A 19,809-nucleotide genomic window follows, 5' to 3' on the forward strand; every position below is an offset into this window, starting at 1 on the left:
CACGCCGATTTAAAGGGGTTAAGTTAAAATGTTGCGGATTCTTTGACGTAGGATAGATAATAAAAGGCAAAGCCACTGTTCATGACTTTGCCTTGGTCACCAAGTTGAAATTGGCTATGACAACAACAAGCGTGTTAGCTCACGCGCTCAAATACTGTCGCAATACCTTGCCCTAAACCTATACACATCGTAGCCAAGCCATACTTGGCATCTTTCTCTTCCATGATATGAATGAGTGATGTGCTTATCCGCGAGCCCGAACAACCAAGCGGGTGGCCCAGTGCAATGGCCCCTCCGTTTAGGTTCACTTTTTCGTCTGCGACGTCGAGTAGACCAAGGTCTTTCATGACAGGTAGCGATTGGGCTGCAAATGCTTCATTGAGTTCAATCACATCCAAATCTTCGACACGGATGCCTGCTTGCTTCAAGGCTTTTTGACTGGCTGGTACTGGACCATAACCCATAATTGAAGGGTCACAACCAGCAACTGCCATTGATTTAACTCGAGCGCGAATAGTCAAACCAAGCGCTTTGGCTTTGCTTTCGCTCATGACTAACATTGCCGATGCGCCATCCGACAGCGCCGAAGATGTACCTGCTGTCACTGTGCCACTGGCTGGATTAAATACCGGACGTAATTGGCTTAAACCTTCAAGGCTAGTTTCTGGGCGGATCACCTCGTCATGTTCTACCAATACAGGAACGCCATTTTCGTCATGTCCTTCGGTCGGTAGAATTTCTTTTGCAAAACGACCTTCAACACTTGCCGCGTGTGCACGTTGATGTGAACGCACAGCAAATGCATCTTGTTGCTCTCGATTAATGCCGTGAAGCGTTGCAAGATATTCAGCTGTCAGACCCATAACACCTGCAGCTTGGGCAACAGAGGTTGAAAGGCCAGGATGAAAGTCTACGCCATGTGTCATGGGGACATGGCCCATATGCTCGACACCACCGATAAGATATGTGTCACCGGCACCTGTCATAATTGCGCGGGCAGCATCGTGCAGTGCTTGCATTGATGAGCCACATAGTCTGTTTACGGTAACAGCTGGTACTGAGTGAGGAATACCAGCGAGAAGCGCAGCGTTACGAGCAACATTAAAACCTTGCTCTAGTGTTTGCTGAACACAGCCCCAATAAATGTCATCAATGGAGTCCGGCGCAACTTGCGGGTTGCGATCAAGTAAACCTTTCATAAGGTGTGCACTTAGGTCTTCAGCACGACGATGTTTAAATACACCACCTTTGGAGCGACCCATTGGGGTGCGAATACAATCTACGATAACTGCATGTTCCATGTTACTGGCCCTCCACTTGATAGAACACTTTGCCTTCTGCCGCCCATTTGCGCGTTTGCTCAGAAACCTGATAGATTTCACCTAGGTTGGCATATTTGTCTGCCATGGCAACAAATTCACTTAATCCCACTTGGTCTAAGTAGCGGAATACACCGCCTCTAAATGGAGGGAAACCAATACCATAAATTAACGCCATATCAGCTTCTTGTGGTGAGGCAATAATGCCTTCTTGCAAACACAACAGTACTTCATTAATCATTGGAATCATGCAGCGTTCAATGATTGTTTGCTTGTCAAACGGTTGAGTGTCGTCACAAATTTGCGTTAATAATGCAAGAGCTTCAGGGTCTTTGCTTTTCTTCAGGCGGCCTTTTCTGTCAGGAGCGTATTGATAAAAGCCTTTTTGATTCTTTTGACCAAAGCGCTTGGCATTGGCTAGTAGGGCAACAGGATCTTTATCTTGGCGTGTCATGCGTGTGGGGAAGCCATCAGCCATGACACCTGTACAGTGGTTTGCAGTATCTATACCGACAACATCGAGTAGGTAAGCTGGACCCATTGGCCAACCAAACACATTTTCCATGACTTTATCGATTTGACTGAAATCAGCACCTTCGACGACTAACTTGTTAAAGCCTGCAAAGTAAGGGAATAGCACCCGGTTTACAAAAAATCCTGGGCAGTCATTGACAACAATTGGTGATTTACCAAGTTTCAATGCGTAGTCCACAACTGCAGCAACCGTGTCATCGGAGGTTTTTTCACCACGGATAATTTCAACCAGAGGCATCTTTGGCACTGGATTAAAGAAGTGCATACCGCAGAAGTGCTCAGGGTTTTCAAGTGCTGTTGCTAATTCGTCAATGCGGATAGTAGACGTATTTGAAGTCAGTATTGTGCCTTTGGGTAGCTGTTTCTCTAACTCTGCCAGTACGGTTTTTTTAATTTGTGGGTTTTCGACAACTGCTTCAACAACGATGTCCGAGTTTTCTAAATCACGCTCGTTTAAAGTGGGTTTAATTTTTCCAAGCGTGGCGACCATCTTTTCTGTTTTCATATGACCGCGCTTTACTTTTTTACCCAATAAACTTGCGGCTTCACCCATGCCTAAATCAAGCGCACCTTGTTCAATGTCTTTCATGACAATCGGCGTACCTTTGTACGCAGATTGGTAGGCGATACCGCCTCCCATTATTCCCGCGCCTAATACCGCGGCTTGTTGAATATCAAGTTGGCTGGCTTTTGCTTGTTTTTTTGCAACACCTTTAATGTACTGATCGGCCAAGAAGATACCGGTTTGCGCAGCAGCTTCTTGAGTTTTAGCTAATTTAGCAAAGTTTGCGTTTTCAATTGCCATTGCCTCGACTCGGGTATGATTGGCTGCCGCTTTGATGGTTTTAACCGCCATCACAGGCGCAGGGTAATGACCTTTGGTTTTAGCCATAACCATGCCTTCTGCCATCGCAAAGCTCATACCTTGTTCAACGCGATTCATTTTCAGAGGTTCAAGTTTAAGCTGGCGCTTAGCTTGCCAATTTAACTTGCCATCAATGGCCTGTTGTAATGTTTTAACGGCGGCATCTAGGAGCTTATCAGCTTCGACTACAGCATCTAATGCGCCCACTTTGAAGGCATCTGGCGCGCGGTTTTCTTGACCTGTTGAAATCCAAGTCATGGCGTTATCTGCACCGATAATTCGCGGCAATCTCACTGTGCCACCAAAGCCCGGCATGATCCCAAGCTTAACTTCTGGCAAGCCAATTTTAGCATTCGGCGTTGCGATACGGTAATCAGTAGCAAGTACCCACTCACAACCACCGCCAAGTGCTAAGCCGTTTATGGCTGATAAGGTCGGAAATGGTAAGTCTTCAATTGCATCGAAGACATCGGTTGCTTCTTTGATCCAAGTGACGAGCTCTTGCTCTGGACGATTAAAAGTAGGTAAAAATTCATAGATATCAGCACCAACAATAAAGTGGTCTTTATCACTGGTAAAAATTAGGCCTTTTACATCATCACGTGTGCTGAGTTCAGCTAGTGCTTTAGCACAATCTTGTAGGGTTTGCTGAGATAGTTTGTTGACCGAACCGGGTAGACAAAACTTAAACTCAGCGATGTTGCCTTTGCAAAAATCAACGACAAAGGACTCGCTCTTGATTAACATACTTGTTCTCCGTGACACTGGTACGATGAGTTGTCATTTCATCCAGTGTGGCGTCTTTATTTGAAAATTGCAATGAAAAATTTACCGCAGATTTACTGTAAAGCATAAATTGGGATGTTAAGGTGGCTAAGTGCATAGATTGGGCTAAGGTGTTTTAAGGTTTGCGCATTCAGTTTATTTAAACCTTCAATCATGCATAACTTGATTTGAGCAGAGCTAGCGCTCTGCTTCTCTCTGCTATAAAGCAGTAAAGTTAAGGAATGAACTCAGTTTATTGTATTTAAGTCATGATATTAAAAATATGCTGGGTCTAGATATACAACGCATTTATGTAAAGCATAGGTCGCCATGAAATTACGGATCTCTCGGTTTATTAGTACGGGTATGTGCGCTTTTTTCACTTTGTTAAGTGCCCAAGGGTACGCGCAAAAACCCCATCAAGATTTTATTCAAGCAGAACGTGTTGCTTGGTCAGGAAACTATAAAAAATTCAAACAGACACTCGATGAACTCGAGCACCCTTTGAAACCCTATGTTGAGATGACATTTTATAAACGTCATCCAAAACTAAAGTATCAAGAAGAAATTTCACGCTTTTTATCTGTTTATGATCATACTCCGCTAGATTGGCCACTTCGAAAAAGCTGGCTTAACTATTTAAAGCGTCGCGGTAAAAAAGCACTATTTATTGAACATTATCAAGACACCAGTAATGCAGAGCTAAAATGTACTTACTTGCAATTTCAACTGGATCTGGGGGCGCCCAAAAAAGCGATTTTAGATCAGGTAGCGCCATTGTGGGTGGTAGGAAAGTCTCAACCAAAAGCGTGCGACAGGCTTTTCTCCCAGTGGCAAAAAGCTGGTTATCGTGACCAAGCGCTAATTTGGGAACGCATTACCAAGGCGGCGCAAGGAGGGCAGACGTCACTGATTAAATATCTCAAAACCTTATTGCCAAGGCGAGAGGCATATCTCGCCGATCTATACGTGGCTGTACGCAGAGACCCCAGTGCGTCAGCGGGGTTATACCGTTATAAACATCGCAATCAAAAGGAAAGTGAGATAGCGGTATATGGTGTGCGCCGACTGATCTGGCGCGACCCTAAGTTGGCGCTGCGCGCGTGGGATAAGTTACAGGGGATGTTTGAGTTCAGCCAGGCACAAAAAGATAGCGTCGCATATCGATTTGCTCTGGCGTTGGCGTCAAAGGGCCATGAAGAAGCCCGATTTTGGCTCAATAAAGTACCCACTGAGCAGCAAGATGTTAAGTTACGCCAGTGGTTAATGAGTAACATGTTAAAAGAGCAAGATTGGGCAGGTATAGCGGCGCTGTTTACTGGCATGGATAATTTGAGTAACGGGCAAACCTATTGGCTCGGCTATAGCTATTTCAAACGTGGTGATAATGCTAAAGCAACCGCGTTGTGGCAGGCATTAGCTACTAAACGAGATTACTATGGCTTTTTAGCCGCTGCACGATTAGATTTGCCTCCTTCAATGAACACTCAATCTCTTGATGTCAATGAACAAACCTTGGCGAATGTGTCGCAGGCCCCAGGTTTTAAACGAGCGAAAGCCTTGTATGAGCTGGAGCGTTTTACACAAGCGCGCAGAGAATGGAATTATCTAACCAATACATCCAGTACAGAGGAAAAGCTTGCTGCATCAATGCTGGCCGCTGAATTAGATTGGTATGATAGCACTATCTATACCTTGGCACAGATCAAGGCATGGAATTATGTCGACCTACGCTTTCCTATGGCGTTTGATAACCTATTCGAACGTTACAGTGAAAGAAACCGTGTCGATTTAGCATGGAGCTATGCAGTTGCCCGTCGCGAGAGTAGCTTCGCTCCGGATGCGAGATCTTCGGCTGATGCCTACGGATTGATGCAGCTTTTACCGAGTACTGCGCGATATGTAGCGAAAAAGCGTGTGACTAAAAAACAACTGATGAAGCCCGCGACGAATATTCGCCTTGGTACTGACTATCTAGAGTATCTTAAGCGTAAAACTAAGGGGAATGAGATATTGGCAACAGCGTCATACAATGCGGGTTATCACCGCGTAAAGCGCTGGATCCCCAGTGAAGCGATGCCAGCAGAGCTATGGATCGAACTGATCCCTTATCGTGAAACTCGAGATTATGTCAAAAATGTCATGGCATATCGTCAGGTGTATCACACTAAATTAGGGCGAGATGGGAACGTATTGGCAGGGATCTTGGATATGAATATAGGCGGCAAACGTTAAACTTGACGGTTAAAGGCGTCGCTTCAAAGGGTTGACATGGCATCGTTTTTGCGACGGTGCTATGTTAGACTCAGTTATAAATAATTTGAATAAATATGGGTACACCGTGGACACATTAGCAAACTTGTATGCAGAGCATATCACCACGCTTCAGGCGCGCACAAAAACCATCGTTGAACGTGAGGGCTTAGATGGTCTTGTCATTCATTCAGGCCAAGCTAAACGTCAGTTTTTGGACGACATGTATTATCCATTCAAGGTTAACCCACAATTTAAAGCCTGGTTACCGGTCATCGATAACCCGCACTGTTGGCTGGTGGTCAATGGCACAGATAAACCAAAATTGATCTTCTACCGCCCAGTGGATTTTTGGCACAAAGTACCGGATGAGCCAAATGACTTTTGGGCCGACTATTTTGATATTACGCTATTAGTGCACCCGGAGCAGGTCGAAAAATTACTCCCTTACGATAAAGAAAAGTTTGCTTATATTGGTGAGTATTTAGAAGTTGCGCAAGCATTGGGCTTTGGCCAAATGAATCCAGAGTCGATACTGAACTATTTGCACTATCATCGAGCATACAAAACCCAATATGAAATGACGTGTTTACGTGAAGCAAATCGAATTGCTGTACTTGGTCACATGGCGGCAAGAGATGAGTTTTATGCGGGCGGCTCTGAGTTTTCTATTCAGCAAGCTTATCTGAATGCAACATCACACATGGAAAATGACACTCCTTACGGTAATATTGTTGCGCTGAATAAACATTGTGCGATTTTGCACTACACCCATTTTGAACGCCAGACGCCGAGTGAGCATCTATCATTCCTGATTGATGCTGGTGCAAACTTTAACGGCTATGCATCAGATATTACGCGAACATATGACTTTGCAAAACAGGGTCAATTTGCTGAAATGGTCGATGCCCTCAATCAACATCAGATAGCGCTGGGCAATGCACTTGAACCTGGTAAATTGTACGGTGATCTACATATTGATTGCCACCTGCGCATGGCGCAGATCTTGGCAGACTTTAAAGTGGTTAATCTAAGTGCTGAACACATCGTGGAGAAGGGGATTTCTTCGACTTTCTTCCCACATGGATTAGGGCATCATATTGGATTACAAGTGCATGATATGGGTGGGTTTATGGCTGATGAACAAGGCACACATCAAGCGCCACCTGAAGGTCATCCATTCTTGCGTTGTACAAGACGTATTGAAGCGGGCCAAGTGTTTACTATTGAGCCTGGTTTATACTTTATAGACTCTTTACTTGGTGATTTAGCGAAGAGCGAGCATGCTCAGCATGTAAATTGGGACAAGGTTGAGGAATTCAAACCATATGGTGGGATCCGTATTGAAGATAACATCATTGTTCACCAAGACCGTTTAGAAAATATGACACGAGCATTGAACTTAGATTAATCATCAGAGTTTGTCTTTTTGCGAGTGAATGGCCACTCAAGCTGTTTTATCAAGAGGAGTCGTGAGGCTCCTTTTTGTTAGAAAATAATTTATGTCTGAATATAAAATCCCCACTGAAACCATCTCTCATCACGAAGAGATTAAAAAAAGTACTTTTTTGGTACATGTCGCACATACGCCTACTGTTGAAGCCGCCAAGGCGTTTATTCGCAGTATTAATGAAGCATACCCTGATGCGCGCCACAATTGTTGGGCACACGTGGCTGGTGCACCAGGGGGGAGTCATGTATTGGGTTTCTCTGATGATGGTGAGCCAAATGGTACTGCTGGCAAACCTATGTTGAATGTATTGATGGGTTCTGGCATCGGTGAAATTACTGCGGTGACAACACGTTACTTCGGCGGTATCAAACTTGGTACAGGTGGGCTGGTTCGCGCTTATGGCGGTACACTTAATAATGCTCTAAGTGTATTGCCTACAGCTTTGAAAGTACCTGCTGCGTTATTAGTAGGAAACTCTGACTATGCATTGCAAGGTGTGATAGAACAACACTTGGCCAGCCACTATCAGATATTGAGTATTCAACATCAGTTCACAGCAAACATTGGTTGGAGAATTGAGATTGACGCACGTGAAGCTAAAGCGGCAATACAATCTATTTTCGACCTTACTCATGGCAGTGTGGCAATGAAGATACAAAAGTAATTGCTTTGTAGGGTTATGAGGTTTACTAACGCCTAAGTGTATTAGACAATCAGATCTAATCATAACAACAAGCGATCTGCGTTATGCAATTTCGTACCATCATAAAAATACTCGGTCAATTAGTCGCACTGTTTAGCTTGACTATGGTACCACCGGCACTGGTCTCTTTGATTTATAAAGATGGTGGAGGTGTACCATTTGTTTTGGCCTTTATCTTTAGCGTGCTAATTGGCTTAATGGCCTATTACCCAAACCGTAAAGAGCGCGGAGAGCTCAAAGCCCGAGAGGGTTTTTTAATCGTGGTTTTATTCTGGTTAGTACTGGGCTCGTTTGCCTCTGTACCCCTGATTTTCCTCGATGAACCTAATTTATCCTTTGCCGATGCTGTTTTTGAAGCCTTTTCAGGGCTGACAACGACAGGTGCAACCGTTTTGACCGGGATTGAATACTTACCCAAGTCGGTGCTGTTTTATCGTCAGCAATTGCAATGGCTTGGCGGTATGGGGATCATTGTACTTGCGGTTGCAGTGCTGCCTATGCTTGGTGTCGGTGGTATGCAGCTCTATAGAGCCGAAACACCGGGCCCAGTCAAAGACTCAAAAATGACGCCGCGTATTGCCGATACGGCAAAACACCTCTGGTATATTTATGTGGCGTTAACAGCAGCATGTACGCTGGCGTATAAGGTTGCAGGCATGGGGTGGTTTGACGCGATTTGCCATGCGTTTGCGACCATTGCCATCGGTGGCTTTTCGACTTATGACGCTTCAATCGGTCACTTTGACAGCCCGATGATAAACTTTATTTGCGTCGTATTTTTGTTGATTGCGGCCATTAACTTTTCCCTTCACTACGCCGCAGTTGCTAGCCGAAGTGTCCGTGCTTATTTACGCGATCCTGAATTCAAAGTCTTTTTGTTTATTCAACTTGCGCTGGTGGTGATCTGTTTTGCTGTGTTGTCATCTAACCAAGTCTATAGTGATGGTGATGAAACCTTAGATCATGCGCTATTTCAGGCGGTATCAATTAGTACCACAGCTGGATTTGCGACGGATAGCTTTTCCGCTTGGCCATTGTTTTTACCAATTTTATTGATTTTCTCGAGTTTTATTGGGGGATGCGCAGGGTCAACTGGTGGGGGAATGAAAGTAGTTCGCGTATTCTTACTTTATCTACAAGGGATCCGGGAGCTAAACCGATTGGTACACCCCAGAGCGATTTATTCAATAAAGTTAGGCAGAAAAGCGTTACCTGATAAAGTCGTTGAAGCTGTATGGGGGTTTTTCTCAGCTTATGCTTTGGTATTTGTGATCATTATGATAGCACTCCTAGGTACAGGACTTGATAACATTACAGCGTTCTCTGCGACAGCAGCGTGTCTAAACAACCTTGGCCCCGGGTTGGGTGATGTAGCGGCTCACTATGGAGATATAACTGACACAGCTAAATGGATATTAACTCTAGCCATGGTGTTTGGTCGTTTAGAAATATTTACTCTACTGGTGCTATTTACACCAACGTTCTGGCGTGGTTAGACGGACCATTTGCCTTTTGTTTTACCAAGGCGAGAAGTGCCTTGGTAAAACAATATTGTTTAACCCTCTGTAAAGTTATGCCCCGCCCAAAAGTCTGACTGCGCCAGTGCAAACCCATTATCTAGTGTGAAACCATACGAGAAAGTTAAAGTTTTTGATTGTGGAGACGATAATTCATAGTAATTGTGCGATGGCGTCATAATTTGGCGTCATACTGCTAAAATAAACAATGGAAGCGTTAGAGGTATTTGGCATGACTATAAATGAGCTGGCAGAGAATCGTTTGCAGGTATTACAGATGCGAGCGGGCAGTATTGTAGATATGGAGATTGTATTGCCAGCAAATCGCAAACGGATAAAAACCGAGTTTGTAGGTGCACTTGAAAATCAGTTTATCATTCTAAATCAACCTAGCCATCAACGCTTAGGTGCTGCTTTGGACTACGTTAAAGAAGGCACTGAAGTGATTGTCCGTGCTTTGCCTGAAGAAGGTGAGGGGCAAATCATCGCTTTTAAGGAGACTATAAAGGCGGTGACGACTCACCCAGCTCGACTCATCTATCTTTTTTATCCTAATGAGGTTCAAACTTATAAGTTGAGAGCACAAACTCGCATTCCGACTTTGATCCCTGCGGTACTCAGTGTTGAGGGAAAAAGTGAGGTGGGTGTGATCAAAGATATCTCATTGGCTGGGTTGATGTTTGATGTACAAAAAACGCATTTGCCGGATGATTTAAAAGAGCTGACTTGTGAAATTTTAATCGAAGGAAAAGGTGCACAAAAATCGACGTTGACTGGTAAAGTTTGCCGTGTCAAAGAAAGTAATGAAGACACGGTATCACTGGGTATCCACCTAGAAAGTCAGGATGAAAAAGTGCAAGCGATACTAAAAGACTATTTGATTGATATCTCAGCACTGGGTCATGAATAATAGACAGAGGGTGATGGCATTACGGAGCATAACCGGGAATGCCATAAAGCACCAATTAAACAAATAGTGCACTGACTTGGAAGAGCTTTTCTACAACGCCAATTTGCTTTTTATCAATCAAGAACATGATCACATGGTCGCCAGATTCAATAACAGTGTGGTCGTGCGCGATCAATACCTCTGAGTCTCGGACAATGGCACCTATGGTTGTACCATGGGGCAATTTAATATCTCGGATCGCCCGCCCCACGACTTTGGACGTATTTTCGTCGCCATGTGCAACAGCTTCAATGGCCTCCGCCGCGCCCTTACGAAGAGAGTAAACATTGACAATGTCGCCGCGACGCACATGTGTCAGCAGTGCTGAAATAGTGGCTTGCTGCGGCGAAATGGCAATGTCTATTTCGCCCCCTTGGACGAGGTCAACATACGCACTTCGCTGGATAAGCACCATGGTTTTTTGTGCTCCCATGCGCTTTGCGAGCATAGCTGCCATAATATTAGCTTCATCGTCGTTAGTGACGGCGATAAAGACATCTACTTGCTCAATATGTTCCTCAGAAAGTAGCTCTTGATCAGAGGCATCACCACAGAAAACGACTGTATTGTCGAGCATCTCAGAAAGTTGAGATGCACGGCTGTGATTGCGTTCAATGAGTTTAACACTATGGTTTTTCTCTAGTGATCGAGCCAAACCTGCACCGATATTACCACCGCCGGCGATCATAATTTTTTTGTATGACTGCTCAAGTTTTTGCAGTTCATTCATTACGGCGCGAATGTGCTTTGTTGCGGCGATAAAAAACACTTCATCATCTGCTTCAATAACTGTGGTACCTAGGGGCTTGATAGCTTTACCCTGACGGTAAATTGCCGCCACGCGAGTATCTACGTTGGGAATATGCTCTTTCAAAGCTGAGAGCGCATAGCCAACGAGTAGGCCGCCGTAATAGGCTTTCACGGCCACTAAAGAGAGCATGCCATCGGCAAATTGCAGTACTTGTAATGCGCCAGGATAATCAATTAGGCGACGAATATACTTGGTCACCAGTTGCTCAGGAGCAATATAATGATCTACAGGTAAATCGTCGTTATGAAACAATTTTTCGCGATAGTCCAAGTATTGCTCGGAACGGATCCGAGCAATTTTTGTGGGCGTATTGAAAATACTATAGGCGACTTGGCAGGCAACCATGTTCACTTCATCTGAACTGGTTACGGCAATGATCATATCAGCATCTTCGGCACCTGCCTGCCTGAGCACTTCAGGGTGGGCACTGTGTCCATTGACACCTTGCAAATCATACTTGTCTTGTAACTCTCGAAGGCGTTCGCCATCGATATCGACAACGGTGATTTCGTTTTGTTCACCGACTAAGTTTTCTGCGAGGGTGCCGCCGACTTGCCCTGCGCCTAAAATAATGATTTTCATAGCTCAAACTTACAGCGATTATTGTTTTTGTATCTTGGCGTAATAGAAGCCATCCGTGGTACCTGGCAATAATTGTAAGCCGGGTTGTTCAATCTTATCTTCAGGGTGCAGTGCAATATGTTGCGCATCACCAGTACGACTTAAGAAAGCGCTGATCTGCTGGTGGTTTTCTTGCGGAAGTACTGAACAAGTGGCATACACTAAGGTCCCTCCCGGTTTAAGCAGTGGCCAAATTTCATCGAGTATTTTTGCCTGTAAGGCTGCCAATTCATCGATATCAGTCGCACGTCGGAGCCACTTTATATCAGGATGACGACGGATCACGCCAGTAGCAGAGCAAGGCACATCCAAGAGGATACGATCAAATAATTCGCCTTGCCACCAGTTGTTAGGTTCGTCAGCGAGGCCGTGCACACAGTCTGCTTCCAAAGAGAGCCTATTGAGGTTGTCTGCGACACGCTCCAAACGTTTTTCATCGGCATCTAAAGCGGTTACATTGGCATCCGCGAGCTCTAAAATGTGGCAAGTTTTACCACCTGGTGCTGCGCAGGCATCGAGAATGTTATCGCCATCTTGCGGTGCTAATAATCGCGCTGCCATTTGCGCTGCTGCATCTTGAACGGAGCATGCGCCATGCGCAAAATCAGGTAGCTTTGTGACATCGACCGGGTGCGTTAGTAAAATGCCATCTTCGTATTCATTGCAAAGGATATGGTCGATTTCAGCCTGATCAAGGCGTGCAGAATATGCTTGAGTATGATCGTGGCGCTGATTGACTCGCAGCCACATTGGTGCTTGCTTTTGGTTAGCTTCCAGGATCTCAGCCCAAGAGTCCGGATAAGCGGCTTGTAGCTTTTTAATGAACCAACTAGGGTGATTATACTGACATACTAAGATGTCATTGGCACTTTGTTCTAAGGTTGCTTGCTGGCGTTGAAAGTTACGCAGCACAGCATTGACTAGGCCTTTCATGCCGGGCGCACCCAAAGGTTTAAGCGCGTTCACCGTTTCTGCAACTGCAGCATGTGCAGGAACACGCATATGCTGAAGCTGATAAATTCCCACGTATAGCAAAAACTGAAAGACCCGGCGCTTACCGCGCAAAGGTTGCTCTAGTAATTGCTGGCAGTAGTTTTCAAGGCTAGGTAAATAGCGCAGTACGCCATAACATATTTGCTGCAGTAACGCGCGGTCCTTGAGTGGTAGCTTTTGGCTAGCGTAAGGAAGTTGTGTACTGAGCGAGTTACCTTTATCAACTACTTGGAATAGCGTTTGTGCCGCTAATGCACGTACATTCGCCATTATGCACCCACCTTGTTACCGGGAGTTACCCAGTCAGCACGACCATTTAAAAAGTCTTGTGCAGACATTGGTTTTTTCCCCTGCGGTTGCAGCTGGGTTATTTGCAAAGCATGGGTACCACACGCAATAACAATACCTTGTTTATCTGCACGTAATACTGTGCCTGTTTCACCTTGCATATCGACGACATTGGCCTGCCAGACCTTTACCGTTTGAGACTGCATTTGTGTAAAACACATAGGCCAGGGGTTAAACGCGCGAATGTTTCGCTCAATTTGTATCGCGTCCATATCCCAGTCGATATCAGCTTCTTGTTTTGAAAGCTTTTGTGCGTAATTTGACAGTGCGTCGTCCTGCACCTCAGGTGTTACTTTTCCGGCTGCCAAATTATCTAGGGTTTCAACTAATGCTGAAGGGCCTAATTCCGCTAGTTTTGCATACAAGCTGGCACTGGTTTCATTTACGTCGATTGGACATGTGGCGATATGCAACATATCTCCTGTGTCTAACCCTGCATCCATTTGCATGATGGTCACACCGGTTTCTTTATCACCGGCCCAAATTGCGCGTTGAATAGGAGCGGCGCCTCGCCATCTAGGCAAAATGGAACCATGCACATTGAGACAACCTAACTTAGGTGTTTCAAGAATGTTTTTTGGTAACAAGAGACCATAGGCGACAACAACCATGACATCCGCGTTTAGCGCAGCCAATTGTGCTGCAGCTTCCTCATTTTTGAGTGACGCAGGCTGAATAACTGGCAGATCATGTTCTAAAGCGAGTGTTTTGACTTCACTAGCTTTAAGTTTTTTCCCGCGACCCGCTGGTTTGTCTGGTGTGCTGTAAACTGCAACGACTTCGTGATGAGAGTCGAGCAATGCTTGAAGGTGGCGTGCAGCAAAATCTGGCGTGCCCGCAAATACTATACGCAAAGGGTTATTCACGAATAAATTGTCCAATTAATATTTGAATGATTATGCTTTTGCCGCAAGGCGGGCTTCTTTTTCTATTTTCTTTTTAATGCGCTGACGCTTAAGTGGCGACAAGTAATCAATAAAAAGTTTGCCTACAAGGTGGTCTAATTCATGTTGCACACAATTAGAAAGCAGCTCTTGTGCGTCAAACTGATATTCCTCACCGTGCTCATTAAGTGCTTTGACGGTGACTTTTTCAGCACGATCAACTTTTGCATATGAATAAGGAACAGACAGACACCCCTCTTCGCATACCATGTTCCCTTCAGATGCGACAATTTCAGGGTTTATTAATACGTACGGCTCGTTGCGCTCTTCTGAAACATCGATAACCACAATACGTTGATGAATATCAACTTGTGTTGCTGCTAAACCAACACCATTTTCATCATACATGGTCTCTAACATGTCTTTGACGATTTGACGGATTTCATCATTTACTTCTTCAACGGGCTTTGCAACTGTACGCAAACGCTCATCTGGAAATTTAAGCACTTCTAACTTTGCCATGGATACCTTTTACAGTCGTTATAAATGGGGTAATGTATGCTCTTATTTTAGCCATTCACGTTCCCCTTTAACAGGTTTTGGTGGATAATATCTAAAAATAACTCAAGGAATTCGGAATGAAATCTCAATTTGCAGCCTTAATACTGGCAGCAGCTGCTGTATTCCCTGCTATTGCCGATACATTAACGGTTAAACCTGATGCGCCCAAGCGATATGTTGTGAAAAAAGGGGATACGCTTTGGGATATCTCGAGTTTATATTTAAATAGTCCATGGAAGTGGCCAGAGTTATGGCAACAAAACCCTCAAATTAATAATCCACATCTCATTTATCCTGGTGATATTTTATCTCTCGGGGTAGATGAGCACGGAAATCCGGTATTAATAATTGATAAAGGGGTAAGAAAACTATCCCCGAGTGTGCGTATCATCGAGGCAAAAGGATCGGCAATTCCAACTCTGCCTCTGTCATTGCTGGAGCCATATTTAAGCTACGATCAGGCACTTGATGAGGGAGATATTGCTGTCTTTCCAATCATTTTGGGCTCTAACAAAAACTTTAAAATGAGTGTGACAGGACATCTTTTGTATGTGAAGGGCGACCTAAAACGTGGTGGTAACTATGGTATTTATCGTCAAGGCAAGCCTTATAAAGATGGCTTGCGGACTTTAGCATATGAAACCATGCTGGTGGGCACTGCTCGCGCACTTGAGCCGGGCGATATCGCTGATGGGGTGCCTAGTACGGTTAAAGTTGAAACGGTAAAGCGAGAAATTAAAGCTGGAGATTTTGTAATGCCATTATCTCAGGGGCAAGACCACAAGGCCAACTTTAAAATGAGCAAGCCAAGCCAAGGTGTTGAGGGGGAGATAATTGCCAGTAGCAATCAGCACAGAGAATTTGGCCCGATGTCGGTTGTTGTGCTTAATGTTGGCAGCAAGCAGCAGTTGGTAGAAGGCAATGTACTCGATATTTTTCGTCAATCTCCAACCGTTGTAGAGCGTGACGGCACACCAAAGTATATCGAAGATTCAAGCAGTTTGGATAAACTGATTGGCGATGTCGGCTCGTGGTTTGGAGAGGGAAATAGTGAAAATAGCACAGTATGGCATATGCCGAGCGAAAAAGTCGGCGAGCTGATGTTATTTAAAGTCTATGACAATATTAGTTACGCAATGGTCATGAAAACATCGCAACCTATCCAAGTAGGAGACAGCGTAACGAATTGATTAATAAATTGCTCAAGGAGGGAGCATGACCACAATATCATTGAGAGAGGCGCTAGCACTTCACCTTTGTCGTGGGTTGGGAGTGAGTACTATTTTGGCGCTACAACAAAAAGTCCCTCTACCTGACGTTTTTACGTTATCAAAAGCTGATCTTTGCCAATTAGGGCTCAATGAAAAGCTGGCGCAGCAACTCATCACCACAGATTGGTCTCACGTCGACCGGATCATTGAACAGTGTACAGCCCTAAATATTCATGTCATTCATTACTTTGATGAACAGTATCCCGCAGCATTGACACATATATGTAGTCCTCCTTGGTTATTATTTTGTCGGGGTAATAGAGCGCTATTGCATCAACCTCAAATAGCCATTGTTGGCAGCCGCAGTGCCTCCCGTATGGGAAAAGAGATTGGCTATGATTTTGCACGCCAGTTAGGAGAGGCTAATTTTGTTACGACGTCGGGGATGGCACGGGGGATTGATGGAGCGGCGCACTGTGGTGCATTGAGTACGTCGGGCGGGACCATTGCTGTGATGGGGACTGGAGCGGACGTAGTTTACCCAAAACGTCATACGGAATTGTATTGGCGCATTGTTGAGCAGGGGCTCATAGTGAGTGAGTTTGTGCCTGGAACCTTACCGCATGGAACTAATTTTCCTCGGCGGAATCGAATAATTTCAGGGTTATCCTTGGGGGTGTTGTTGGTCGAAGCCGAAATAAAAAGCGGTTCACTGGTGACTGCACGATATGCGATAGAGCAAAATAAGGAAGTTTTTGCTATTCCAGGTTCGATACGTCACAGTCTATCTGAGGGGTGTCACTTTTTGATCAAGCAGGGCGCCAAGCTCACTGAAAATGTCAGTGATATTATCGAAGAGGTGAGCTTTTTACCCGAAAACAGTCTATATATTATAGAAAGTGAGAGAAAACAGGAGACTTGCCCCGTTTTGCAAAATCTCGGTTATGAGGTAACTGACGTCGATACCTTAGCGCTGAGGACCCAGTGGCCAGTAGAGCAGGTACTTGCCAGACTATTGGACTTAGAGCTTGAAGACAAAGTAGAACGTGTATTAAACGGCTACATCAAATTAGCGAGGGGTTAAACATGTTTGATATCCTGATGTATTTATTTGAGAACTATATTCATAGCGAAGCGGATATCTTCGTAGAGCAAAATCAACTAACAGACGAATTAGTAGGTGCAGGCTTTGACCAAGCTGAAATATACAAAGCATTGGATTGGTTAGAGCAGCTTGCCGATCTTCAACACAGTGATGAGTTTCCTTATCTCAATGCCAAACCTGACTCTGCGATACGTATTTATACTCAAGAAGAGTGCCGTGTATTAGATGTTGAGTGTCGTGGTTTTTTAATGTTTGTAGAACAAATTGGTGTGATAGATTGTACAACAAGAGAAATGGTCATTGATCGAATGCTGGCGTTAGAAAAGTCATCTATCTGCCTTGACGATTTGAAGTGGGTGATATTAATGGTGCTATTTAACGTGCCAGGTAAAGAACATGCATATGCACAGATGGAAGATCTGATCTTCGAACAGCCATCAGGGCTATTGCATTAACAGGTTTACGGCATCTTTGAGAGATCAAAATGCCGTATCAAATCAAAGCTAGTTCAGTACGTCCTCTAAGCTTCGACGTGCGATTCATAACATTCTCTTTATTTTTCTTCAGCTCACTGAGATATATGTCGCAAACATTTAGACCTTCGAGCGTGTTTTAGTTGTCCTTATATCGATACGCAGTAAAATAGCACAGTGTGTGCACAGTTTAAGGTGAGTAAAATGAGCAAAATTGATCACTCTCTTTTTAATGCGGATCAACATGCATTGGAAAAGGAGTATGAAGTCTGCCCAAAATGTGGTTCAGAGTTGGTGGTCAAACATTCTAAAAACGGGGCTTTTCTTGGCTGTGCCAGTTACCCGACATGTGATTATATTCGCTCTTTTGCTCATCATGACAGCCATGACATTAAAATATTGGACGATGCACCTTGTCCAGAGTGTGGTCGCGACCTCGTGATAAGAAATGGTCGATACGGTATGTTTATCAGTTGCACAGGTTATCCAGAGTGCCATTTTATTGTGCATGAAGAAGAAGAGGAAACACAGGCGTTTCCAGCATGTCCAAAATGTCAAAATGGGCACTTACAAAAAAGACAGAACAAATATGGCAAGTTTTTTTACGCGTGTGACGCTTACCCTAAATGTAAATATAGCTTGAATCAGCTCCCTGTTGCACACCAATGTGAACAATGTGATTGGCCCGTCATGGTACAAAAAAAGCGTGCGGGTAAAGCTATGCTACAATGTCCGCAAAAAGCTTGTCAGCATATGATTGAGGATCCCTATGAATCACAATGAAAACCAAACAACTAAGCCGCAAACAGCCATTGAAGCGTTGCGCCAAGGCGAGTTGATCTGTTATCCAACAGAAGCCATTTTTGGGCTGGGTTGTGATCCAGACAGTGAAAGCGCAGTCCACAAACTATTGGCACTGAAAGAACGTCCAATTGAGAAAGGGCTGATTTTGATTGCCGATAACTTTGCTCAGTGCTTAGACTATGTTGACGATGCAAAAATTCCAATGGACAAGCGTGCCGAAATATTTTCAGCTTGGCCAGGGCCCGTGACTTGGGTATTGCCTGCAAAGTCGACAACGCCCAAATGGCTAACTGGTGAGCATACAAGTATTGCTGTTCGTGTGACTGATCACCCCGTTGTTAAACAACTATGCAAATCATTTGGTAAGCCTTTAGTCTCAACCAGTGCTAATTTTAGCGGCGAAGAGCCAGCTATGACGATTGCGCAGGCCCAGAGCATGTTTGGTGATCGGGTTGGCTATTATCAAGAGGGTGAGCTAGGCGGGCGTAATACACCCAGCCAAATCCGCGATGCAATGACTGGTCAAGTATTTAGGAACTAATGACGTGAGTAAAGTGAATTTAGAGACGGTTAAAGCGTTTTTATTACAGCTTCAGGATGACATTTGCCAAGGATTAGAACAAGCAGATGGCAGCGGCAAGTTTGTTGAAGATAGCTGGGAGCGGGCAGAAGGTGGCGGCGGTCGAACTCGAGTGCTTAAAGGCGGTACAGTCATAGAGCAAGGTGGAGTTAATTACTCCCATGTTTTTGGGGCGTCAATGCCTGCTTCAGCGACAGCACATCGCCCTGAGTTAGCTGGCAGAAGTTTTCACGCGTGTGGTGTTTCTTTGGTGATCCATCCAAAAAACCCACATATACCAACTAGCCACGCAAACGTACGCTTTTTTATTGCTGAGAAAGAGGGAGAAGCGCCGATTTGGTGGTTTGGTGGTGGCTTTGACCTAACGCCTTTTTACCCTCATTTGGAAGATGTAAAACATTGGCACCAAGTGGCGAAAGACTTATGCACACCGTTTGGTGACGAAGTTTATCCGAAGTATAAAAAATGGTGTGATGATTATTTTTACCTGAAACATCGTGACGAAACTCGCGGGGTCGGAGGGTTATTTTTTGATGATTTAAATGAGGAAGGCTTTGATAAGAGCTTTGCCTTTATGAAAGCGGTAGGGAAAGGTTTTTTACCAGCCTACACGCCGATCATCTCGCGAAGAAAAGATATGCCTGTAAGTGAACAAGAGCGTGAATTTCAACTTTATCGCCGTGGCCGCTACGTTGAATTTAATCTTGTATGGGATAGGGGAACTTTATTTGGATTACAAAGTGGTGGACGTACTGAGTCTATACTGATGTCTATGCCACCGTTGGCGAGATGGGAGTATGACTTTACACCTGAAGCCGGGTCGAATGAAGCTAAACTATATGAGCATTTCTTGAAGCCCCAAGATTGGTTAAACATTGATGTGTTATAAAAGTAATTAGTGTAATAAAAAAGGAGCTTAATGCTCCTTTTTTATTTGTATGTGTCCCGTCCTAAATAAGGTTGACACTTTTCCAACTTAAATTTGGAGAATGTCATGACATCAATATCTAAGAGAACTCAAAAAGATTATTCGCTTGCCTTTAAATTATCCGTTGTTGAT

17 protein-coding genes are annotated in these 19,809 nt (G+C 44.4%); 11 read left to right on the forward strand and 6 right to left on the reverse strand.

Annotation, left to right across the window (positions count from 1 at the left end; genetic code table 11):
• Nucleotides 1-134 precede the first annotated feature (134 nt).
• Nucleotides 135-1,301 (reverse strand): acetyl-CoA C-acyltransferase FadA, encoded by a 1,167-nt coding sequence (gene fadA / locus QNM18_RS22545; protein WP_211013384.1) that lies wholly within the window; start codon nucleotides 1,299-1,301, stop codon nucleotides 135-137.
• 1 nt (nucleotide 1,302) lies between these two features.
• A complete protein-coding gene (gene fadB / locus QNM18_RS22550; RefSeq protein WP_284138495.1) occupies nucleotides 1,303-3,465 on the reverse strand; it encodes a fatty acid oxidation complex subunit alpha FadB in 2,163 nt (720 codons plus the stop codon).
• A 384-nt stretch (nucleotides 3,466-3,849) separates the two neighbouring features.
• Here fadB and QNM18_RS22555 point away from each other — a divergent pair, with 384 nt between their 5' ends.
• From QNM18_RS22555 to QNM18_RS22575, 5 genes are all read left to right on the forward strand, one after another.
• Nucleotides 3,850-5,718 carry a transglycosylase SLT domain-containing protein gene (locus tag QNM18_RS22555; protein ID WP_284138505.1) on the forward strand — a complete coding sequence of 623 codons (1,869 nt, stop codon included), beginning with the start codon at nucleotides 3,850-3,852 and terminating at the stop codon, nucleotides 5,716-5,718.
• 106 nt (nucleotides 5,719-5,824) lie between these two features.
• Nucleotides 5,825-7,147, forward strand: coding sequence for a Xaa-Pro dipeptidase (gene pepQ / locus QNM18_RS22560; RefSeq protein ID WP_284138496.1), 1,323 nt, complete (start codon nucleotides 5,825-5,827; stop codon nucleotides 7,145-7,147).
• Nucleotides 7,148-7,238: 91 nt separating this feature from the next.
• Nucleotides 7,239-7,853, forward strand: coding sequence for a YigZ family protein (locus QNM18_RS22565; RefSeq protein WP_211013387.1), 615 nt, complete (start codon nucleotides 7,239-7,241; stop codon nucleotides 7,851-7,853).
• Nucleotides 7,854-7,936: 83 nt separating this feature from the next.
• Nucleotides 7,937-9,388, forward strand: coding sequence for a TrkH family potassium uptake protein (locus tag QNM18_RS22570; protein ID WP_023400970.1), 1,452 nt, complete (start codon nucleotides 7,937-7,939; stop codon nucleotides 9,386-9,388).
• Nucleotides 9,389-9,641: 253 nt separating this feature from the next.
• Nucleotides 9,642-10,319 carry a flagellar brake domain-containing protein gene (locus QNM18_RS22575; protein WP_023400971.1) on the forward strand — a complete coding sequence of 226 codons (678 nt, stop codon included), beginning with the start codon at nucleotides 9,642-9,644 and terminating at the stop codon, nucleotides 10,317-10,319.
• A 55-nt stretch (nucleotides 10,320-10,374) separates the two neighbouring features.
• On the opposite strand, the gene trkA is transcribed toward QNM18_RS22575, so the two are convergent.
• The 4 genes from trkA to def are packed head-to-tail and all read right to left on the reverse strand — an operon-like array spanning nucleotide 10,375 to nucleotide 14,537.
• Nucleotides 10,375-11,751 carry a Trk system potassium transporter TrkA gene (trkA, locus tag QNM18_RS22580; RefSeq protein ID WP_039611126.1) on the reverse strand — a complete coding sequence of 459 codons (1,377 nt, stop codon included), beginning with the start codon at nucleotides 11,749-11,751 and terminating at the stop codon, nucleotides 10,375-10,377.
• Between the two features lie 18 nt (nucleotides 11,752-11,769).
• Entirely contained in the window at nucleotides 11,770-13,053 is a 1,284-nt protein-coding gene (gene rsmB / locus QNM18_RS22585; RefSeq protein ID WP_284138497.1) for a 16S rRNA (cytosine(967)-C(5))-methyltransferase RsmB, read from the reverse strand.
• A complete protein-coding gene (gene fmt / locus QNM18_RS22590; protein ID WP_284138498.1) occupies nucleotides 13,053-13,997 on the reverse strand; it encodes a methionyl-tRNA formyltransferase in 945 nt (314 codons plus the stop codon). Before fmt ends, rsmB begins: the two co-directional genes overlap by 1 nt.
• 30 nt (nucleotides 13,998-14,027) lie before the next feature.
• Nucleotides 14,028-14,537 (reverse strand): peptide deformylase, encoded by a 510-nt coding sequence (gene def, locus QNM18_RS22595; protein WP_211013391.1) that lies wholly within the window; start codon nucleotides 14,535-14,537, stop codon nucleotides 14,028-14,030.
• A gap of 116 nt (nucleotides 14,538-14,653) precedes the next feature.
• Here def and QNM18_RS22600 point away from each other — a divergent pair, with 116 nt between their 5' ends.
• The 6 genes from QNM18_RS22600 (at nucleotide 14,654) to hemF (ending at nucleotide 19,638) form a co-directional block, all read left to right on the forward strand.
• Nucleotides 14,654-15,766 (forward strand): LysM peptidoglycan-binding domain-containing protein, encoded by a 1,113-nt coding sequence (locus QNM18_RS22600; RefSeq protein ID WP_211013392.1) that lies wholly within the window; start codon nucleotides 14,654-14,656, stop codon nucleotides 15,764-15,766.
• A gap of 25 nt (nucleotides 15,767-15,791) precedes the next feature.
• Nucleotides 15,792-16,871 carry a DNA-processing protein DprA gene (gene dprA / locus QNM18_RS22605; protein WP_284138499.1) on the forward strand — a complete coding sequence of 360 codons (1,080 nt, stop codon included), beginning with the start codon at nucleotides 15,792-15,794 and terminating at the stop codon, nucleotides 16,869-16,871.
• Nucleotides 16,872-16,873: 2 nt separating this feature from the next.
• Entirely contained in the window at nucleotides 16,874-17,347 is a 474-nt protein-coding gene (locus tag QNM18_RS22610; protein ID WP_023400979.1) for a DUF494 family protein, read from the forward strand.
• Between the two features lie 222 nt (nucleotides 17,348-17,569).
• A complete protein-coding gene (locus QNM18_RS22615) occupies nucleotides 17,570-18,148 on the forward strand; it encodes a DNA topoisomerase family protein (protein ID WP_284138500.1) in 579 nt (192 codons plus the stop codon).
• Nucleotides 18,135-18,710 carry an L-threonylcarbamoyladenylate synthase type 1 TsaC gene (tsaC, locus tag QNM18_RS22620; protein ID WP_211013395.1) on the forward strand — a complete coding sequence of 192 codons (576 nt, stop codon included), beginning with the start codon at nucleotides 18,135-18,137 and terminating at the stop codon, nucleotides 18,708-18,710. Before QNM18_RS22615 ends, tsaC begins: the two co-directional genes overlap by 14 nt.
• Nucleotides 18,711-18,714: 4 nt before the next feature.
• On the forward strand, nucleotides 18,715-19,638 hold the full coding sequence (hemF, locus tag QNM18_RS22625; protein WP_211013396.1) for an oxygen-dependent coproporphyrinogen oxidase: 924 nt from the start codon (nucleotides 18,715-18,717) through the stop codon (nucleotides 19,636-19,638).
• Nucleotides 19,639-19,809: the final 171 nt, after the last annotated feature.

Source organism: Pseudoalteromonas obscura, assembly GCF_030135505.1.
Taxonomy (GTDB): domain Bacteria; phylum Pseudomonadota; class Gammaproteobacteria; order Enterobacterales; family Alteromonadaceae; genus Pseudoalteromonas; species Pseudoalteromonas obscura.

Bases quoted from the DNA above. Each gene is read 5' to 3' on its own strand.
- tsaC (WP_211013395.1), top strand. From the start codon at position 18,135: ATGAATCACAATGAAAACCAAACAACTAAGCCGCAAACAGCCATTGAA.
- QNM18_RS22555 (WP_284138505.1), top strand. From the start codon at position 3,850: ATGTGCGCTTTTTTCACTTTGTTAAGTGCCCAAGGGTACGCGCAAAAA.
- trkA (WP_039611126.1), bottom strand. From the start codon at position 11,751: ATGAAAATCATTATTTTAGGCGCAGGGCAAGTCGGCGGCACCCTCGCA.
- QNM18_RS22570 (WP_023400970.1), top strand. From the start codon at position 7,937: ATGCAATTTCGTACCATCATAAAAATACTCGGTCAATTAGTCGCACTG.
- QNM18_RS22565 (WP_211013387.1), top strand. From the start codon at position 7,239: ATGTCTGAATATAAAATCCCCACTGAAACCATCTCTCATCACGAAGAG.
- QNM18_RS22575 (WP_023400971.1), top strand. From the start codon at position 9,642: ATGACTATAAATGAGCTGGCAGAGAATCGTTTGCAGGTATTACAGATG.
- rsmB (WP_284138497.1), bottom strand. From the start codon at position 13,053: ATGGCGAATGTACGTGCATTAGCGGCACAAACGCTATTCCAAGTAGTT.
- fadA (WP_211013384.1), bottom strand. From the start codon at position 1,301: ATGGAACATGCAGTTATCGTAGATTGTATTCGCACCCCAATGGGTCGC.
- def (WP_211013391.1), bottom strand. From the start codon at position 14,537: ATGGCAAAGTTAGAAGTGCTTAAATTTCCAGATGAGCGTTTGCGTACA.
- QNM18_RS22610 (WP_023400979.1), top strand. From the start codon at position 16,874: ATGTTTGATATCCTGATGTATTTATTTGAGAACTATATTCATAGCGAA.
- QNM18_RS22615 (WP_284138500.1), top strand. From the start codon at position 17,570: ATGAGCAAAATTGATCACTCTCTTTTTAATGCGGATCAACATGCATTG.
- fadB (WP_284138495.1), bottom strand. From the start codon at position 3,465: ATGTTAATCAAGAGCGAGTCCTTTGTCGTTGATTTTTGCAAAGGCAAC.
- dprA (WP_284138499.1), top strand. From the start codon at position 15,792: ATGACCACAATATCATTGAGAGAGGCGCTAGCACTTCACCTTTGTCGT.
- QNM18_RS22600 (WP_211013392.1), top strand. From the start codon at position 14,654: ATGAAATCTCAATTTGCAGCCTTAATACTGGCAGCAGCTGCTGTATTC.